The organism is Maribacter aquimarinus, from assembly GCF_047345505.1.
GTDB lineage: Bacteria > Bacteroidota > Bacteroidia > Flavobacteriales > Flavobacteriaceae > Maribacter.
Window position 1 is genome coordinate 5,876 of record NZ_JBLFEO010000006.1, and the last position, 18,905, is coordinate 24,780.

The following is an 18,905-nucleotide window of genomic DNA, read 5'->3' on the forward strand; positions in this document are numbered from 1 at the left end:
GCACTGTTCACCCCGTCGTTGGACGCATAGGTGGCCGCATCGTCATCGTTCGGGGCAACGTAGCCATCGGTGGTCTGCCCCTCCACGTTGTCGGGGATGCCGTCGTTGTCGCTGTCTATGTCCCTAAAATTACCATTGGAATCTCCGTCCGTATCAATGGGGGTCAAGCCCTCGCCCGATCCGGGATGACTTTCATAATGGTCGTCCAGACCGTTCCCATCATGGTCCATTCCGCAGGGCGCAACATAATCAGCGGGCAATTGTGCTTCCACATTGTCCAAAATCCCGTCATTATCGGTATCCAAATCCCTAAAATCGGGAAGGGCGTCGCCGTCCGTATCCACAGGGTCCAGGCCATCACCAGATCCTGGATGGCTTTCATAATGGTCATCCAGGCCGTTCCCGTCCGTGTCCAGGCCACAAGGAGCCATAAAATCTGCGGAAGTCTGCGCCTCCACATTGTCTAAAATACCATCGTTGTCGCTGTCTATGTCCCTAAAGTCCGAATGCGTGTCGCCATCGGAATCAATGGGGTCCAAGCCTTCTCCCGAACCGGGATGGCTTTCATAATGATCGTCCAGGCCGTTCCCGTCCGTGTCCAGAACACAAGGGGCCACGTAATCAGAGGAGGCTTGGGCCTCCACATTGTCCAAAATTCCATCATTGTCGGAATCTATGTCCAAATAATCGGGCCTGGAGTCACCGTCCGTATCAATGGGCGTCAATCCCTCGCACGATCCCGGCCTATTTTCATAGGAATCGTCCAGACCGTTTCCATCAACGTCAAAACCGCAGGGAGCGATGTAGCCTTCCGATGTTTGGGCTTCCACATTGTCCAAAATCCCATCATTGTCCGAATCTATGTCCAAATAATTGGGCACCCCGTCTCCGTCCGAATCCGTAGGATTGGTGGTATGGTTATTGTCATGGTCCAGATTGGCATCTTCCTCGACATCCAAAATGCCATCGCCATCATCATCCATATCCACGTGATCGTAAACGCCATCTCCATCCGTATCCACGTTAAACGATGTCCAATTTGTGTTGTGGGTGTTTCCAAACACCAACGGACCGCAACAAAACAAGATAACATATACGGCTTTGCCCCAAAACAAGTTTGAGGTCACCTTTGTGTCAACACTAGACTTATTTTCCATAATGATTGTTTATTTGAAACGATCACCACGGCATTTGGAAGGTTATGGTCGGGATTTGGGACTCCCGTAGATTGCTTTGAAAACGCAAGATAGCCTTTATAAAAATATGGCAGGTACATTTCGGATAACTTGTTAACAATTCTCCGCAAACTACTCTAAACTAGTCTGTTCTACATAAAAAAGGATTTTTGACGTTCTTTCATTTTGGACACAAAACTAATCCTTTTGTCACAACGAACCCGTATTTTATGACAAATCTTCCCATAAGAAATCATCGCTGAAACCTTTTAATTGCTTTATTTTTGAAAATTAAATCTGTGGTATGGGATTTCAGGAAGAAATAGCAAGAAGAAGGACGTTTGGCATTATCTCGCATCCCGATGCAGGAAAAACCACCCTAACGGAAAAATTGTTGCTTTTTGGGGGAGCCATCCAAGAAGCCGGCGCTGTAAAGAACAACAAGATCAAAAAGAGTGCCACGAGCGATTTTATGGAGATTGAGCGCCAAAGGGGCATTTCGGTGGCCACTTCGGTGCTGGCCTTTATCTACAAAGGGAAGAAAATAAACATCCTGGACACCCCGGGCCATAAAGATTTTGCCGAGGACACCTTTAGGACCCTGACGGCGGTGGACAGCGTCATTGTGGTCATTGATGTGGCCAAGGGTGTGGAAGAACAAACCGTAAAGCTGGTGGAAGTTTGCCGTATGCGCAATATTCCCATACTGGTCTTTATCAATAAATTGGACCGGGAAGGGCGCGATGCCTTTGACCTATTGGATGAACTGGAACAGAAATTGGGGCTTTCCGTGACCCCACTTAGTTTCCCGATCGGGATGGGGTACGACTTCAAGGGCATCTACAACATCTACGAGAAAAACATTAATCTATTCAGTGGCGATAGCCGGAAGAACATAGATGAAACCATTGCTTTTGACGATATTTCCAGCCCTGAACTGGAAAACATCATAGGTGAAGCGGCGGCCGGCACCTTGCGGGACAACCTTGAGCTGGTGCAAGGGGTATATCCCCCTTTCAACAAGGAAAAATACCTTAGGGCAGAACAGCAACCGGTGTTCTTTGGCTCTGCCCTGAACAATTTTGGGGTGCGGGAACTATTGGACTGCTTCATTGAAATTGCCCCACCGCCCATATCAAAACAAGCAGAGGAACGGCTGGTAAAGGCCAATGAAAAAGGGATGAGCGGCTTTGTCTTCAAGATACACGCCAATATGGACCCCAAGCACCGGGACCGTTTGGCCTTTGTAAAAATTGTATCGGGCACCTTTGAGCGCAACAAACCCTACTTGCACGTACGGCAGGGAAAAAAGTTAAAATTCTCCAGTCCCAATGCTTTTTTTGCCGAAAAAAAGGAGATTGTGGACACCTCTTACCCCGGGGACATCGTGGGGCTTCACGATACCGGAAATTTTAAGATCGGCGATACCCTGACGGAGGGCGAGGAACTGCACTACAAAGGAATTCCCAGTTTTTCGCCAGAACACTTCAGGTACATCAACAACGCAGATCCCATGAAGAGCAAGCAGCTGAACAAGGGCATAGACCAATTGATGGACGAGGGGGTTGCCCAGTTGTTCACTTTGGAACTCAATGGAAGAAAGGTGATCGGGACCGTTGGGGCCTTACAGTTCGAAGTAATCCAGTACCGACTGGAACACGAGTACGGTGCCAAGTGCAGTTATGAGAACTTTCCCGTGCACAAGGCCTGTTGGGTGAGCACCAAGGATGTAAAAAGCGAGGAATTCAAGGAATTTAAGCGGGTGAAACAAAAGTTTCTTGCCAAGGATAAGCGGGGACAATTGGTGTTCCTGGCCGATTCCCAATTTTCCCTCCAAATGACCCAACAGAAGTATCCCAATGTAAAACTCCATTTCACATCAGAGTTTGAAGCATAAAAAAACCGATGTACCCATCGTTTTTGTTTGTTTTCTATGCTTCTCCCGTGGGACCAAAATTCATGGGAATGGACGGCTGCTCATAATCCTTTATGGTGCCGTGGGCCTTCTCAAAACGCTGCACATTGTCGCCCAGCGCCTTTAAAAACTTCTTGGCGTGCTGGGGCGTGAGCACCACACGGCTCTTTACCTTGGCCTTTGGCGCCCCGGGCATCATGCTGATAAAGTCCACCACGAACTCGGAGACGCTGTGGTTTATGATGGCCAAATTGGAATAGACCCCCTCGGCCGTCTTTTCGTCCAGCTCTATGTTGATCTGTTTTTGTTTTTTGTTTTGATCTGACATGTCTTTTTTATTGAATCTGTTGGCAACCTTTCCTGTGCCAGGGCAGACCGGCCCAAAATGGACCACAGTTGGTTTCACAAAAAGAAAAAGCCCCCGTTCGGGGGCTTTTGAACTTAAAATTTCAAAGCCTCTTTCCTGGCCATTATCTCATCGTATTCTTCCTTTGATCCCACAATGATGCTATCGTAGTCCCTCATTCCGGTACCGGCGGGGATTTTATGGCCCACGATCACATTTTCCTTGAGACCTTCAAGGGTATCCACTTTACCGCTTACGGCAGCTTCGTTGAGCACCTTGGTGGTCTCCTGGAAGGATGCCGCCGAAATGAACGATTTGGTCTGCAAGGAAGCCCTGGTGATGCCCTGCAATATGGGTGTGGCGGTTGCCGCCACGGCATCCCGTGCCTCCACCAAGGTCTTGTCGGCGCGCTTTAACAGGGAATTTTCATCCCGAAGCTCGCGTGGACTTACGATCTGGCCCGGTTTCAGGTTCTCTGAATCCCCGGCTTCCATCACCACTTTTTTTCCAAAGACCTCATCGTTTTCGGTGATAAAATCATCCTTGTGGATCAATTGGTTCTCCAAGAAAATGGTGTCTCCCGGATCCACGATGCGCACTTTGCGCATCATTTGCCGCACCACCACTTCAAAATGTTTGTCATTGATCTTCACACCTTGCAGGCGATAAACCTCCTGCACCTCGTTCACCAAATATTGCTGCACCGCAGATGGTCCCTTAATGGCCAGGATGTCCTCTGGGGTGATCGAACCGTCCGAAAGCGGCATTCCCGCCCTCACGTAATCGTTCTCCTGCACCAAAATTTGATTGGAAAGCTTAACCAAGTACTTTTTCACCTCGCCCAGTTTGGATTCGATGATGATTTCACGGTTACCGCGTTTGATCTTACCAAAGGAGACCACACCGTCTATCTCGGACACCACGGCCGGGTTGGATGGGTTCCTGGCTTCAAAGAGCTCGGTGACCCTGGGCAGACCACCGGTGATATCCCCGGATTTGGCAGATTTCCGTGGAATTTTCACCAAAATCTTACCCTCCTTGATCTTGTCGCCATCGTCCACCATTATGTGGGAACCAACGGGCAGGTTGTAGGAGCGCAATGTCTCGCCTTTGCCGTCCTGGATCAACAAGGTTGGGATGAGCTTTTTGTTCCTGGAATCGGAGATCACCTTTTCCTGGAAGCCGGTTTGCTCATCGATCTCCACTTGGTAGGTAACGCCCTGTTCTATGTTCTCATAGGCGATCTTACCGGGGAACTCCGAAACAATGACACCATTGTAGGGATCCCAAGTACAGAGCACGTCTCCCTTGGACACCTTGGCGCCATTCTTAATGAATATTTGGGAACCGTAGGGAATGTTGTTGGTGCTCAAGGTTATGCCGGTCTTGGTATCTACCACCTTGACCTCACTTGTTCTTGAGATGACAATGTCGGCGGGCTTGCCCTCCGCATTTTCGCCTTTTACCGTACGTAGGTCCTCAATTTCTGCAACACCATCAAATTTGGCCTCCAGTTTGTTATCCTCGGAAATGTTCCCTGCAATGCCCCCAACGTGGAAGGTACGCAAGGTAAGCTGGGTGCCCGGCTCCCCAATGGACTGTGCGGCGACCACCCCAACGGCTTCCCCGCGCTGTACCATTTTGTTGGTGGAAAGGTTTCTTCCGTAGCACTGGGCACAGATTCCCTTTTGGGCCTCACATGTGAGGGCAGAACGCACTTCTATGCGTTCCACTGGGGAAGCTTCCACTTTTTTCACATCGGACTCCATGATTTCCTGCCCGGCCCGCAATAGCAACTCTTGGCTTATGGGATCGTACACATCGTTCAAGGACACACGTCCCAAGATACGTTCGCCCAAGGTTTCCACAACCTCCTCGTTCTTCTTCAAGGCCTCGACCTCCACGCCCCTAAGGGTACCACAGTCTTCCGTGTTAATGATCACGTCTTGTGACACATCCACAAGCCTCCTGGTCAAGTAACCGGCATCAGCCGTTTTCAGTGCGGTATCCGCAAGCCCCTTACGGGCGCCGTGAGTGGATATAAAGTATTCCAAAATGGAAAGTCCTTCCTTAAAGTTGGATAGGATGGGGTTTTCAATGATCTCCCCGCCACCGGCGGTAGATTTTTTGGGCTTGGCCATAAGACCGCGCATCCCCGTTAGCTGGCGTATCTGCTCTTTGGAGCCCCTTGCCCCTGAATCGAGCATCATGTACACGGAGTTGAACCCTTGTTGGTCTTCCCGGATGCGCTTCATGGCAAGTTCCGTGAGCATGGCGTTGGTGGAGGTCCACACGTCAATGACCTGGTTGTACCGCTCATTGTTGGTGATCAGTCCCATATTGTAGTTGGCCATGATGCCATCTACCTGGCCGTTGGCCTCAGCGATCATCTCGTGCTTTTCGGCAGGGATGATAATATCGCCCAGGCTAAAGGACAGACCGCCCTTAAAGGCAAAGTCGTACCCCATGGTCTTAATCTTGTCCAAGAAATCGGCCGTTGTGGGCACATCCGTGACCGCCAGGATTTTTCCAATGATATCCCGCAAGGATTTCTTGTTGAGCACATCATTGATGTACCCCGCGGCCTCAGGGACTTCCATATTGAAGAGCACACGGCCCACCGTGGTGGGGATGATCTTGTTCACCAGTTCGCCCTCTTCGTTAAAGTCCTTGGCGCGCACCTTAATGCCGGCATTTAAACTTACCATTCCCTCATTGAAGGCAATTTCCACCTCCTCGTATGAATAAAAGGTGAGCCCTTCTCCCTTAACGGGGACCTCTGGAGTGGATTTCCGCTCTTTGGTCATGTAATAAAGGCCCAAGACCATGTCCTGGGAAGGGACGGTGATCGGCGATCCATTGGCCGGGTTAAGGATGTTGTGCGAGGCCAGCATCAGCAGCTGTGCCTCCAAAATGGCCTCTGGCCCCAAAGGAAGGTGCACGGCCATTTGATCTCCATCAAAATCCGCGTTGAATGCGGTACAGACCAAGGGGTGCAGGCGAATGGCCTTACCCTCGATCAATTTGGGCTGGAATGCCTGTATGCCCAAACGGTGCAGGGTTGGCGCACGGTTGAGCAACACAGGGTGTCCCTTCAACACATTTTCCAAGATGTCCCATACCACGGGCTCTTTCTTGTCTATGATTTTCTTGGCAGATTTTACGGTCTTTACGATGCCTCTTTCGATCAACTTACGGATCACAAAGGGCTTGTAGAGCTCCGCCGCCATATCCTTGGGCAGACCGCACTCGTAGAGCTTCAGCTCCGGGCCCACCACAATGACCGAACGCGCGGAGTAATCCACACGCTTACCCAATAGGTTTTGGCGGAAACGTCCCTGCTTGCCCTTCAATGAATCGGATAGCGATTTTAGGGGCCTGTTGGACTCCGTCTTCACGGCAGAGGCCTTTCGGGTGTTGTCAAACAAGGAATCAACCGCTTCCTGAAGCATCCGCTTCTCATTTCGCAAAATCACCTCGGGCGCCTTGATTTCCACCAAGCGCTTTAAACGGTTGTTTCTTATGATGACCCTTCTGTACAGATCGTTGAGATCGGAAGTGGCAAAACGGCCACCGTCCAGGGGTACCAAGGGCCTCAGTTCGGGCGGGATCACGGGGATCACTTTCATGATCATCCATTCGGGCAGGTTCTCCCGGTTGTCTTGGGATTCGCGCAATGCCTCCACCACTTGAAGTCGTTTCAACGCTTCGGTCTTGCGCTGTTTGGAGGTTTCGGTGTTGGCCTTGTGCCGCAACTCATAGGAAAGCTCTTTAAGATTGATCCTGCCCAAAAGGTCAATGAGGCATTCCGCGCCCATTTTTGCAATGAACTTATTGGGATCGGAATCTTCCAGATACTGATTTTCCTGCGGGATGGTCTCCAAGATGTTCAGGTATTCCTCTTCGGTAAGGAAATCCATTTTCTTGATCTCCTCTCCCTCGGGGCCTTGGGCAATACCGGGCTGTATGACCACATACCGCTCGTAATAGATGATCATGTCCAATTTCTTGGAGGGCAGCCCCAGAAGGTAGCCGATCTTATTGGGCAAGGAACGGAAATACCAGATATGTGCCACGGGCACCACCAAATTTATGTGGCCCACGCGGTCCCTTCTCACCTTCTTCTCGGTGACCTCCACGCCACAGCGATCGCAGACGATGCCGCGATAGCGAATACGCTTGTACTTGCCGCAGGCACACTCATAATCCTTAACGGGTCCAAAGATGCGTTCACAGAACAATCCATCCCTTTCTGGCTTGTGGGTCCTGTAGTTAATGGTCTCCGGTTTCAAGACCTCGCCCCTGGATTCTGCCAAAATGGCTTCGGGCGAAGCCAAACCTATGGAGATCTTGTTAAACCTTTTTATTGGGTTATTATCTTTAATTCTTGCCATAATAGCGTGCTGATAATGAGTTTAATTATGTTGTTTTGCAGGTTCTGGGAACCGCTTCTATTCTTCAAGCCTAATGTCCAAACCTAATCCTTTGAGTTCGTGCATCAGTACATTGAAAGATTCTGGCAATCCAGGTTCTGGCATGGTCTCGCCCTTGACAATGGACTCGTACGTCTTGGCCCTGCCGATGACATCATCGGATTTCACCGTAAGGATCTCGCGCAGGGTGGCAGAGGCACCGTAAGCCTCCAAGGCCCAAACCTCCATCTCTCCAAAGCGCTGGCCACCAAACTGTGCCTTACCGCCCAAGGGCTGCTGGGTTATGAGGGAGTACGGCCCAATGGACCTTGCGTGCATCTTGTCATCCACCATATGGCCCAGTTTCAACATATAGATGACCCCTACCGTGGCAGGTTGGTCAAAACGTTGTCCCGTGCCACCGTCATAAAGATAGGTATGGCCATACCTTGGGATACCGGCCTCGTCCGTGTAGGCATTGATCTCGTCCAGCGAGGCACCGTCAAAAATTGGGGTGGCATATTTCTTGCCCAATTTTAGGCCTGCCCAACCCAGCACGGTCTCGTAGATTTGCCCAATGTTCATCCTGGAGGGCACGCCCAATGGATTCAACACAATGTCCACCGGGGTTCCATCTTCCAAGAAGGGCATGTCTTCCTGGCGCACGATCCTGGAAACGATACCCTTGTTCCCGTGGCGGCCCGCCATTTTGTCCCCCACCTTGAGCTTTCGCTTTTTGGCAATGTAAACCTTGGCCAACTTCATGATGCCCGCGGGCAGTTCATCGCCAACGGATATGGTAAATTTGTCCCTTCTCAGATTTCCCTGAAGGTCGTTCAGCTTGATCTTATAGTTGTGCAAAAGATCGGCCACGGAGGCGTTGGTGTCCTTGTCCGTGGTCCAGCTACCGCCTACCAAGTGGGCAAAATCGTCCACGGAGTTCAGCATTTTTAGGCTGTACTTTTTACCCTTGGGCAACACTTCCTCGCCCAAGTCGTTCAGGACGCCCTGAGAGGTCTTACCGTTCACCAAGGTAAAGAGCTTTTCCACGAGAATGTCCTTGAGCTCTTGGAACTTCACTTCGTACTCCAGCTCCAGTTTTGCAAGTTCCTCTTTGTCCTCGGAACGCTTTCTTTTGTCCTTAACCGACCTGGAGAACAGCTTCTTGTCTATCACCACACCTCTCAGTGAGGGTGATGCTTTTAGCGAGGCATCTTTTACATCGCCGGCCTTGTCCCCAAAGATGGCCCGCAACAATTTCTCTTCCGGAGTGGGATCGGACTCCCCTTTTGGGGTGATCTTTCCGATCAGGATGTCCCCGGGCTTCACTTCCGCACCAATGCGGATCATCCCGTTCTCGTCCAGGTCCTTGGTGGCCTCTTCGGACACGTTGGGTATGTCATGGGTAAGCTCTTCCGCACCCAGTTTGGTGTCCCTGACCTCCAGGGAGTATTCGTCCACGTGGATGGAGGTAAAAATGTCCTCCCGAACCACCTTTTCAGAGATCACGATGGCGTCCTCAAAATTATATCCTTTCCAGGGCATGAAGGCCACGGTAAGGTTCCTTCCCAGGGCCAGCTCGCCCTTTTCAGTGGCATACCCTTCACAGAGCACCTGTCCCTTTTTTACCTTGTCTCCACGTTTTACAATGGGTTTAAGGTTGATGTTGGTGCCCTGGTTGGTCTTTCTGAACTTGACCAAGTAATAGGTTTTTTCATCCTCATCAAAACTAATGAGGCGCTGCTCATCGGTGCGATCGTACTTTATGGTGATCTTTTCCGCATCAACATATTGGATGACGCCGTCTCCCTCCGCGTTGATCAACACCCTGGAATCAGAGGCCACTTGGCGCTCCAGACCTGTGCCAACTATGGGCGACTGGGGTTTTAACAAGGGTACGGCCTGGCGCATCATGTTGGAGCCCATCAGTGCCCTGTTGGCGTCATCATGCTCCAAGAACGGGATCAAGGATGCCGAGATGGAGGCAATCTGGTTCGGTGCCACGTCCGTGTACTGAATTTCATTGGGATCCACAACGGGGAAGTCCCCTTCCTCGCGGGCAATGACCTTTTCTGCGTCTATCTGTCCGTTGTCCTTGAGCGGTATGTTGGCCTGGGCGATCTTCATGCCCTCTTCCTCTTCGGCACTGAGGTAAACGTATTCTGCCGTGTTCACTTTGGCATCTTCCACTTTCCTGTAGGGGGTTTCCAGGAAGCCCATGGGGTTTACCTTGGCAAATACCGATAGGGAGGAAATAAGCCCAATGTTGGGCCCTTCAGGGGTTTCAATGGGGCACAGACGGCCGTAGTGGGTATAGTGCACGTCCCGCACCTCGAACCCGGCGCGCTCCCGGGAAAGTCCGCCCGGTCCCAGTGCGGACAATCTTCTTTTATGGGTAATCTCGGCCAGCGGGTTGGTCTGGTCCATGAACTGGGAGAGCTGGTTGGTACCGAAAAATGAATTGATCACCGAAGAAAGCGTCTTGGCATTGATCAGGTCAATTGGGGTAAACACCTCGTTGTCCCTTACGTTCATACGCTCACGGATGGTACGTGCCATTCTGGCCAGTCCCACACCAAACTGCGAGCTAAGCTGCTCTCCCACGGTGCGCACGCGCCTGTTGGAGAGGTGATCGATATCATCGATCTCTGCCTTGGAATTGATGAGCTCGATCAAATATTTTATGATGGTGATGATATCTTCCTTGGTAAGCACTTGCTTGTCCATTCCAATATCAAGGCCCAACTTTTTGTTCATCCGGTAGCGGCCCACTTCGCCCAGGTTGTAGCGCTGGTCGGAGAAAAACAGTTTGTCTATGATGCCCCGTGCCGTTTCCTCATCGGGCGGTTCCGCGTTTCTAAGTTGACGATAGATGTGCTCCACCGCCTCTTTTTCGGAGTTGGTGGGGTCCTTTTGCAGGGTATTGTGAATAATGGCATAATCTGATTGCGCATTGTTCTCCTTGTGCAAAAGAATGGTCTTCACGTCTGCCTCAAGGATTTCGGCAATGTGCTCTTTTTCCAGGACGGTGTCGCGGTCCAATATGATCTCGTTCCGTTCGATCGAAACCACCTCGCCGGTATCCTCGTCCACAAAATCCTCGTGCCAAGTGTTCAAGACCCTGGCGGCCAGTTTGCGTCCCAAGACCTTCTTTAGGCCGGTGTTGGACACCTTGACCTCTTCAGAAAGGTCAAAAATCTCAAGGATGTCCTTATCGCGTTCAAAACCAATGGCCCGGAACAAAGTGGTCACGGGCAATTTTTTCTTCCTGTCTATGTAGGCGTACATGACTCCGTTGATGTCCGTGGCAAACTCGATCCAAGAGCCTTTGAAAGGAATTACCCTGGCCGAATACAGCTTGGTACCGTTGGCGTGGAAAGATTGCCCAAAGAAAACACCCGGGGAGCGGTGCAACTGTGACACCACTACACGTTCTGCCCCATTGATCACGAACGTACCGCTGGGCGTCATGTAGGGGATGGTACCCAGGTAAACGTCCTGTACGATGGTCTCGAAATCTTCATGCTCCGGATCGGTACAATACAGTTTTAAGCGTGCCTTTAGGGGTACGCTGTAGGTCAATCCACGCTCAATACACTCCTGGATGGAATACCTGGGCGGATCGATGAAATAATCCAGAAACTCCAAAACGAATTGATTTCGGGTATCTGTTATGGGAAAGTTTTCCATGAAGGTGTTGTACAAGCCTTCATTTCCCCTCTCGTCCGACTTGGTTTCCAACTGGAAAAAGTCTTGAAAGGATTTGATCTGTATATCCAAAAAATCGGGGTAGTTCGGTGTATTGTGGGCCGAAGCGAAACTTATTCTTTCAGTCTGATTTGTGAACATCTACGGACGGTGTTTTGATCGTGAGTATTACGGGGTGGCGCATACCTTTATACGCCCAATCTAAAAACAGGTTTAGGTCTAGCTTCGCCGGGGCGAAAAAAGACCTAAACCAACCCCGGGAAACCCGGGGTTATGTTTGTTGCTGTTATTTAAGCTCAACTTCTGCTCCAGCTTCTTCCAAGGATTTTTTGATGCCTTCGGCCTCGTCTTTGGTAATGCCTTCCTTAACTGCTTTCGGTGCACTGTCCACAATGTCCTTGGCATCTTTGAGACCAAGACCTGTCAACTCTTTCACCAATTTCACCACAGCCAATTTAGAGCCTCCGGCCGCTTTCAAAATAACATCGAATTCGGTCTGCTCCTCGGCGGCCTCGCCACCGGCATCACCACCACCACCGGCGGCAACGGCAACTGCGGCAGCTGCGGGCTCAATACCGTACTCATCCTTTAATATATCGGCCAACTCGTTTACTTCTTTTACCGTAAGGTTAACCAACTGTTCTGCGAAATCTTTTAAATCTGCCATTTTCTATCGTTTAATGAAATTTTAAATATAAATTAGTTTAAGTGCGTTCTTATTTTTCTGATAAGGTCTTGAGGATCCCCGCAAGTTTGCCTCCACCGGACTTGAGTCCGGAGATGACGTTCTTGGCCGGTGATTGCAACAAGCCAATGATCTCCCCGATCATCTCTTCCTTGGACTTGATGCTCACCAGGGCTTCCAGATTCTCGTCCCCTATGTAAACGGCCTCCTCTACAAAGGCACCTTTCAACATGGGGCGGTCTGCTTTCTTCCTGAAGTTCTTGATCAATTTTGCCGGTGCGTTCCCTGTTTCGGAGAACATCAGGGAGGTGCTTCCCTTCAACACCTCTGGCAATTCGCCAAATTCCTTTTCGGAAGCTTCCATTGCTTTTGCAAGCAAGGTGTTCTTTACCACTGCCAACTTAATGCCTGCCTTGAAGCAAGCCCTTCTCAAATCTGAGGTGGACTTGGCATTCATTCCAGAGATGTCCGTAAGGTAAATGGTGGAGCTCTCTGCCAACTGCGCAGTCAGATCTTTTATAACTGTTGCTTTTTCTTCTCTTGTCATAATTGCTTTTCTTAACTGGGCCTGGTCTTAAATGGATTTTGGATCCAACTGGATGCTGGGGCTCATGGTGCTGGACATAAAGATACTTTTCATGTACACTCCTTTTGCAGCGGTTGGCTTCAACTTGGTCAGGGTGTCCAAAAGCTCTTGGGCGTTGTCCTTGATTTTTTCTGCGGGAAAGGAGGCCTTGCCGATGGCGGCATGCACTATTCCTGTCTTGTCCACTTTAAAATCAATTTTTCCCGCTTTTACCTCACCAACGGCCTTGGCCACATCCATGGTCACGGTTCCGGTCTTGGGGTTGGGCATTAGGCCCCTTGGACCCAACACGCGGCCCAATGGACCCAGTTTGCCCATGACACTGGGCATGGTGATGATCACGTCCACGTCTGTCCATCCTCCCTTGATTTTTTCAAGATACTCGTCCAGCCCAACATAATCGGCCCCGGCCTCTTGGGCCTCTGCCTCCTTGTCCGGGGTTACCAGGGCCAACACTTTGACGTCCTTGCCCGTTCCGTGAGGAAGGGTAACAACCCCGCGCACCATTTGATTCGCTTTTCTGGGATCCACACCCAAGCGAACGGCCAGATCCACGGAGGCATCAAATTTGGTTTTGGTGATTTCCTTCACCAAAGCAGCGGCCTCTTCCAAGGAGTACAATTTGTCCTTCTCCAATTTGGAATGGGCCTCTTTTTGCTTTTTTGTCAACTTTGCCATTTAAATTGCTTTATAAGATTTTAAAAAGGTCGCTTTCCGGCCACTTTAAGGCCCATTGACCTTGCCGTGCCCGCCACCATACTCATTGCGGATTCTACGGTGAACGCATTGAGGTCCACCATTTTGTCCTCGGCAATGGTCTTGATCTGATCCCAAGTGACATTACCGTTCTTTACCCGGTTAGGCTCGCCAGATCCCTTTTTAATCTTAGCTGCTTCCATCAATTGAACTGCCGCTGGCGGTGTCTTTACGACAAAATCGAAAGATTTGTCTTTATATACCGTGATAACAACGGGCAATACCTTGCCCGGTTTGTCCTGTGTCCTCGCATTGAACTGCTTACAGAACTCCATGATGTTAACACCGGCAGCACCTAAGGCGGGTCCAACCGGTGGCGACGGATTCGCTGCACCTCCCCTAACTTGTAGTTTAACTACTTTACCTACTTCTTTTGCCATTGTTTCTGTTTAAATTGAGATTGTGTTCTTGGAAGCAACACAATGTCTAAAAAGTGTAACAATTATCTTTAAATCTTTTCTACTTGCATGTAACTGAGCTCCAAGGGGGTCTTTCTCCCAAAGATCTTCACCATGACCTCCAGCTTGCGCTTCTCCTCGTTGATCTTCTCCACGGTACCGTTGAACCCGTTGAAGGGCCCGTCTATCACCTTCACTGTTTCACCAAAGGTGAACGGTATGGCCACCGCATCGGTGTTCACGGCCAATTCATCTACCCTGCCCAACATTCTGTTTACTTCGCTCTTGCGCAAGGGCACGGGATCCCCTCCCTTGGTCTCGCCCAAAAATCCTATGACATTGGTAATGGACCGGATAATGTGTATCATTTCCCCTCCCAGATTGGCCTTGACCATTATGTATCCGGGAAAAAACACCTTTTCCTTGTTTATCTTTTTGCCGTTCCTTATCTGCACCACCTTCTCCATGGGCACAAGGACCTCTTCCAGATAATCGGAGAAGCCGTGGCGTTCCACCTCGCTCTCTATGTATCCCTTGATCTTGTTTTCCTGACCGCTCACGGCCCTGACCACATACCATTTCTTTTCCAATACCTCTGACATAGCTTTGGCTTCTTAGTTTAGTACGTTTTCAAAGTATAGTTTTATGATCTCACTGAAAACGGTATCCACGCCCCAGGTTGCCAATGCAAAAATAATGGAGAAAACGGCAACAATGACCATAAGGTTGTACGATTCCGCACGTGGTGGCAACGAAACGTTGTTCTTGAGCTCTTCGTAAGATTCCTTGATATATGTCAACATTTTCATTCTGGTTTAGATGACCCCATCCCTGGGGCTGTAAACTTGCAAAAGGTCTCGTTTCATCGCCATCGGGAGGTCATTGAAATCATGGCCTATCCTGAACCAAGCGCTACCCTGCATGAAAGCAAACAGTACTGATTTGTGCAAATAATGCACGGGAGGAGAGACTCGAACTCCCGACACCTGGTTTTGGAGACCAGTGCTCTACCAACTGAGCTACACCCGTATTTGGCCCATGCCAGCATCTGCCATATGACCACTTCCATTTACATTTAAAGGTATCCGCCAAAAAGAAATATGACGGACACCCTTAATATGCAATAAACTAGGATTTACATTCTTTTAATCCAAGATCTTGGTCACCTGGCCAGCACCCACGGTTCTACCACCTTCACGGATGGCGAAACGAAGACCTACGCTCAAGGCGATGGGTTGGATCAAGTCTACCGTAATGGTAAGGTTGTCTCCAGGCATTACCATTTCAACACCGGATGGCAGGGCAATGTTACCGGTTACATCCGTTGTCCTAACGTAGAACTGGGGACGGTAGTTGTTGTGGAATGGCGTGTGACGGCCACCTTCTTCTTTCTTAAGGATATACACCTCAGCTTCAAACTTGGCGTGCGGCTTAACGGAACCTGGCTTACAGATTACCATACCCCTGCTGATTTGGGATTTTTCTATACCCCTTAGCAAGATACCAACGTTGTCACCGGCCTCTCCCCTGTCCAAAATCTTACGGAACATCTCTACCCCGGTGATGGTGGAAGTAAGCTTCTCGGCCCCCATACCAATGATTTCAACGGGATCTCCCGTATTGGCTATACCGGTCTCTATTCTACCAGTGGCCACGGTACCACGACCTGTGATGGTGAACACATCTTCAACGGGCATCAAGAAATCCTTGTCCACATCGCGCTTTGGCAATTCGATCCAGTTGTCCACGGCATCCATAAGCTCCATAACGGTATCTACCCACTTTTGCTCGCCGTTGAGGGCGCCCAAGGCAGATCCGGAGATTACGGGCCCATTGTCTCCATCGTACTCATAGAAGGAAAGCAATTCCCTTACCTCCATCTCAACAAGTTCCAATAGCTCCTCGTCATCCACCATGTCCACTTTGTTCAAGAAGACCACGATTCTTGGAATGCCAACCTGGCGGCCCAAAAGGATGTGCTCGCGTGTCTGTGGCATGGGACCGTCCGTGGCGGCAACCACCAAAATGGCACCGTCCATCTGTGCGGCACCCGTTACCATGTTCTTTACGTAATCCGCGTGACCTGGGCAATCTACGTGTGCATAATGACGGTTGGCCGTTTGATACTCAACGTGAGATGTATTGATGGTAATACCCCTTTCCTTCTCCTCCGGAGCATTGTCAATAGAATCAAAGCTTCTTAGCTCAGATAAGCCTGCGTTTGCCAAAACGGTGGTGATGGCGGCAGTCAATGTAGTTTTACCGTGATCCACGTGTCCAATGGTACCTATGTTAAGGTGCGGTTTGGAACGATCAAAAGTTTCCTTTGCCATTTTTAATTGATTTAATCTTAGTTTATATTAGTGTACAAATTTATACCTTAATTGAGCCAATGACGGGAATTGAACCCGTGACCTCTTCCTTACCAAGGAAACGCTCTACCCCTGAGCTACACCGGCATGCCCTCCTAAAAAACCCATCTTGCTTGGCCGGGCGCCAAGAGCGTATCCAAACCTTGGCATTGGGCCAAGTTGCGTCCAGATCACGGTTACAGCGAACCAAGGGCAGGCTGTGGAGGTTTTTTTAGAGCGGGAGACCGGGTTCGAACCGGCGACATTCAGCTTGGAAGGCTGACGCTCTACCAACTGAGCTACTCCCGCAAAAAAAATGATGAAAAAGTGGGGAGAGCAGGATTCGAACCTGCGAAGACATAGTCAGCAGATTTACAGTCTGCCCTCGTTGGCCGCTTGAGTATCTCCCCATGTTTTTTCAAAATCAATATGTTATGAACGTGCTCTTGTTTTCACCTTGTCCAGGGAGAGCAGCCCCGAGGCTTCGGGGGAACCTGCGAAAACCATGAACGCAAACCTACGGTCTGCCCTCGTTGGCCGCTTGAGTATCTCCCCAATGTTTTTTCAAAATCAATATGTTATGAACGTTTTCGCCCACTCTTCATACAGGGCCCCAATGCTGCCCTGTTCCTTTAAACAGGCATCTTGGATGCTTTTTTTGGAGCCGATGGAGGGACTCGAACCCACGACCTGCTGATTACAAATCAGCTGCTCTAGCCAGCTGAGCTACATCGGCATTTTCCACACTTTAAAGCATAAAAAAGCCCGTTATTTCTAACGGACTGCAAATGTATTGATTTATTTGCTTTATCAAAATAAATTTTAAAAAAAATTGACTAGGCCCTGGGGCTGTGTTTTCCCTTCATCTTTTTTAGCTTCCGCTCCAAGGAATTGCAGGCAGAGTCCACGGCTTCCTCAAAGCTTCGACATTGCTTTTTTACCATGAAATGGTCCTTGGGCACTTTTACTTTGATCTCCACAATTTTATTCTCTTTTGAACTGGTGTTTTCAACCTTTAGGAACACATCGGAATGGATGACCTTATCGTAGAAGGTCTCCAGCTTGTCCATTCGGTGCTGTAGGAAATGAATGAGTTCCGGATTGGCATTGAAATTTACGGATTGCGCGTTTACTTTCATGCATGGTGGTTTTGTTTCCAGCTCCCGTTTGGGATGCTAGAAGGGTTAAACTTGTCTATTTGTTCACATTTCTGGGATGGGCCATGGCGTGCACCTTTTTTAAGGTGGCAATATCATTGCTGGCATACACCTGGGTGGAGGCCAAGGAACCGTGCCCCAAAAGCTCTTTTACCGAGTTTAGATCGGCACCCCCGCGCAGTAAGTGGGTGGCAAAGGTGTGGCGCAGTATGTGGGGACTCTTTTTCACTTTGGTGGATACTCCCTGAAAGTACTTATTTACTATTCTATAAACAAGGGTTTCGTAAAATTTATTGCCTTTGTTGGTCACGAAGACATGATGGTTTCCCAACCCGATCCCCTTTGCGTTCCGGACCTCCATGTATTCTTTAAAAAGCGTCCTTGTCTCCGCAAGGAAGGGAAGTATCCGCTCTTTGTTCCTTTTCCCGAGCACTTTTATGGAAAGGTCATCTGGGCCCACATGGCCCAAGGTGAGGTTTATGAGCTCTGCACGGCGCACCCCGGTGGTGTACATTAGGTTGATCATGAAGCGATCCCTGCTGCCCTCAAAACCTTCCGGATATACAATGGCCCGCAACACCCGCTCCATTTCCTTTTCGGAAAATGGCACTTCTGCCTTGGCCTCCACTTTGAGTGACCTGTGCTTGGCCAAAGGATTGCGCTCCAAAAGGCCCGCTTTTTGAAGAAACCTGTAATAGGCTTTTAAGGAGGCCATCTTTCTGTTGATCGCCCGGTTGGACATGCCGCTCTCGGCCAGCCCCACGATCCAATGGCGAACCATGGGATAGGACACCTCGGAAAGGGATTGGATGCCGTGTTCCTTGCCACAATGTTCGGCGAAGGTTTCCACATCCCGTCCATAGGCGGTTATGGTGTGGGAAGAATACTGCTTTTCCAAGCCCAGATAGGCCTTAAATTTTGCTAGCGACATACCCAAAGGTAGCAAACCCTCTTTAAAACTGGTAGGGTTGGCCCATAAAATGCCAAAAGCACGGGGCTATTGTCTTGGACAAAAAAAATCCCGCCATTTCCGGCGGGATTTATCTTTTCATTCCGAGCAAAGCTTAACCGTTCTCACGATCGCGAAGCTCTTGAATGTATTCTGCTTTTTGAATTTGTGCCCTACGGGCCACGGAGGGTTTGGTAAACTCCTGGCGCTCTCGCAAGCGCTTCATGGTTCCTGTCTTGATGAACTTACGCTTAAAACGCTTCAAAGCCCTATCTATGTTCTCTCCTTCTTTTATCGGTATTATTAACATTGGCTACAACCTCCTTTCTTTAGTGATTAGGCCGGCAAAGATAAAAACAATTTTCACATGCACAACCCCTTTTTTATAACTTGCCCCAACTCTTGGTTGACGGCCATACCCCTTCACTGCCCCACGGAAGGCAAGTGCAACTCCCTGCCCTGTTCCT

At 49.7% G+C, this 18,905-nt stretch carries 14 protein-coding genes, 5 tRNA genes and 1 pseudogene; 1 reads left to right on the forward strand and 19 read right to left on the reverse strand.

Going from position 1 to position 18,905, the window contains the following annotated elements; translation table 11 throughout:
• Positions 1 to 1,022: pseudogene (locus tag ACKWCC_RS05805) on the reverse strand (hypothetical protein); the annotation flags it as partial.
• 457 nt (positions 1,023 to 1,479) lie between these two features.
• Between ACKWCC_RS05805 and ACKWCC_RS05810 the strand changes: the two are divergent.
• On the forward strand, positions 1,480 to 3,072 hold the full coding sequence (locus ACKWCC_RS05810) for a peptide chain release factor 3 (RefSeq protein WP_413994974.1): 1,593 nt from the start codon (positions 1,480 to 1,482) through the stop codon (positions 3,070 to 3,072).
• A 34-nt stretch (positions 3,073 to 3,106) separates the two neighbouring features.
• Here ACKWCC_RS05810 and ACKWCC_RS05815 read toward each other — a convergent pair whose 3' ends face one another.
• From ACKWCC_RS05815 to rpsU, 18 genes are all read right to left on the reverse strand, one after another.
• Entirely contained in the window at positions 3,107 to 3,418 is a 312-nt protein-coding gene (locus ACKWCC_RS05815; protein WP_413994975.1) for a DUF3467 domain-containing protein, read from the reverse strand.
• 113 nt (positions 3,419 to 3,531) lie between these two features.
• Complete coding sequence (rpoC, locus tag ACKWCC_RS05820; RefSeq protein ID WP_413994976.1) at positions 3,532 to 7,830, reverse strand: DNA-directed RNA polymerase subunit beta'; 4,299 nt, start codon at positions 7,828 to 7,830, stop codon at positions 3,532 to 3,534.
• 57 nt (positions 7,831 to 7,887) lie between these two features.
• Positions 7,888 to 11,697, reverse strand: a complete 3,810-nt coding sequence (gene rpoB / locus ACKWCC_RS05825; protein ID WP_413994977.1) for a DNA-directed RNA polymerase subunit beta — start codon at positions 11,695 to 11,697, stop codon at positions 7,888 to 7,890.
• Between the two features lie 145 nt (positions 11,698 to 11,842).
• The gene (rplL, locus tag ACKWCC_RS05830; protein ID WP_413994978.1) at positions 11,843 to 12,223 is read right to left on the reverse strand and encodes a 50S ribosomal protein L7/L12; all 381 of its coding nucleotides are present in this window, start codon (positions 12,221 to 12,223) and stop codon (positions 11,843 to 11,845) included.
• Positions 12,224 to 12,272: 49 nt separating this feature from the next.
• Positions 12,273 to 12,788, reverse strand: coding sequence for a 50S ribosomal protein L10 (gene rplJ, locus ACKWCC_RS05835; RefSeq protein ID WP_413994979.1), 516 nt, complete (start codon positions 12,786 to 12,788; stop codon positions 12,273 to 12,275).
• Positions 12,789 to 12,815: 27 nt separating this feature from the next.
• Entirely contained in the window at positions 12,816 to 13,505 is a 690-nt protein-coding gene (gene rplA, locus ACKWCC_RS05840) for a 50S ribosomal protein L1 (RefSeq protein ID WP_413994980.1), read from the reverse strand.
• A gap of 20 nt (positions 13,506 to 13,525) precedes the next feature.
• Positions 13,526 to 13,963, reverse strand: a complete 438-nt coding sequence (gene rplK, locus ACKWCC_RS05845) for a 50S ribosomal protein L11 (protein WP_152576104.1) — start codon at positions 13,961 to 13,963, stop codon at positions 13,526 to 13,528.
• A 68-nt stretch (positions 13,964 to 14,031) separates the two neighbouring features.
• Positions 14,032 to 14,583, reverse strand: a complete 552-nt coding sequence (gene nusG / locus ACKWCC_RS05850; RefSeq protein WP_413994981.1) for a transcription termination/antitermination protein NusG — start codon at positions 14,581 to 14,583, stop codon at positions 14,032 to 14,034.
• Between the two features lie 12 nt (positions 14,584 to 14,595).
• The gene (secE, locus tag ACKWCC_RS05855) at positions 14,596 to 14,784 is read right to left on the reverse strand and encodes a preprotein translocase subunit SecE (RefSeq protein WP_413994982.1); all 189 of its coding nucleotides are present in this window, start codon (positions 14,782 to 14,784) and stop codon (positions 14,596 to 14,598) included.
• Between the two features lie 153 nt (positions 14,785 to 14,937).
• A tRNA-Trp gene (locus ACKWCC_RS05860) sits at positions 14,938 to 15,010 on the reverse strand.
• Positions 15,011 to 15,126: 116 nt separating this feature from the next.
• On the reverse strand, positions 15,127 to 16,314 hold the full coding sequence (gene tuf, locus ACKWCC_RS05865; protein ID WP_413994983.1) for an elongation factor Tu: 1,188 nt from the start codon (positions 16,312 to 16,314) through the stop codon (positions 15,127 to 15,129).
• A gap of 54 nt (positions 16,315 to 16,368) precedes the next feature.
• A tRNA-Thr gene (locus ACKWCC_RS05870) sits at positions 16,369 to 16,440 on the reverse strand.
• A 128-nt stretch (positions 16,441 to 16,568) separates the two neighbouring features.
• Positions 16,569 to 16,641: transfer RNA gene (locus tag ACKWCC_RS05875), tRNA-Gly, on the reverse strand.
• Between the two features lie 19 nt (positions 16,642 to 16,660).
• A tRNA-Tyr gene (locus ACKWCC_RS05880) sits at positions 16,661 to 16,742 on the reverse strand.
• A gap of 249 nt (positions 16,743 to 16,991) precedes the next feature.
• Positions 16,992 to 17,068: transfer RNA gene (locus ACKWCC_RS05885), tRNA-Thr, on the reverse strand.
• A gap of 100 nt (positions 17,069 to 17,168) precedes the next feature.
• Positions 17,169 to 17,471, reverse strand: a complete 303-nt coding sequence (gene hpf / locus ACKWCC_RS05890) for a ribosome hibernation-promoting factor, HPF/YfiA family (RefSeq protein WP_413994984.1) — start codon at positions 17,469 to 17,471, stop codon at positions 17,169 to 17,171.
• A 55-nt stretch (positions 17,472 to 17,526) separates the two neighbouring features.
• Complete coding sequence (locus tag ACKWCC_RS05895; protein ID WP_413994985.1) at positions 17,527 to 18,420, reverse strand: tyrosine-type recombinase/integrase; 894 nt, start codon at positions 18,418 to 18,420, stop codon at positions 17,527 to 17,529.
• Positions 18,421 to 18,553: 133 nt separating this feature from the next.
• A complete protein-coding gene (gene rpsU, locus ACKWCC_RS05900; protein ID WP_413994986.1) occupies positions 18,554 to 18,748 on the reverse strand; it encodes a 30S ribosomal protein S21 in 195 nt (64 codons plus the stop codon).
• Between the last annotated feature and the right edge of the window lie 157 nt (positions 18,749 to 18,905).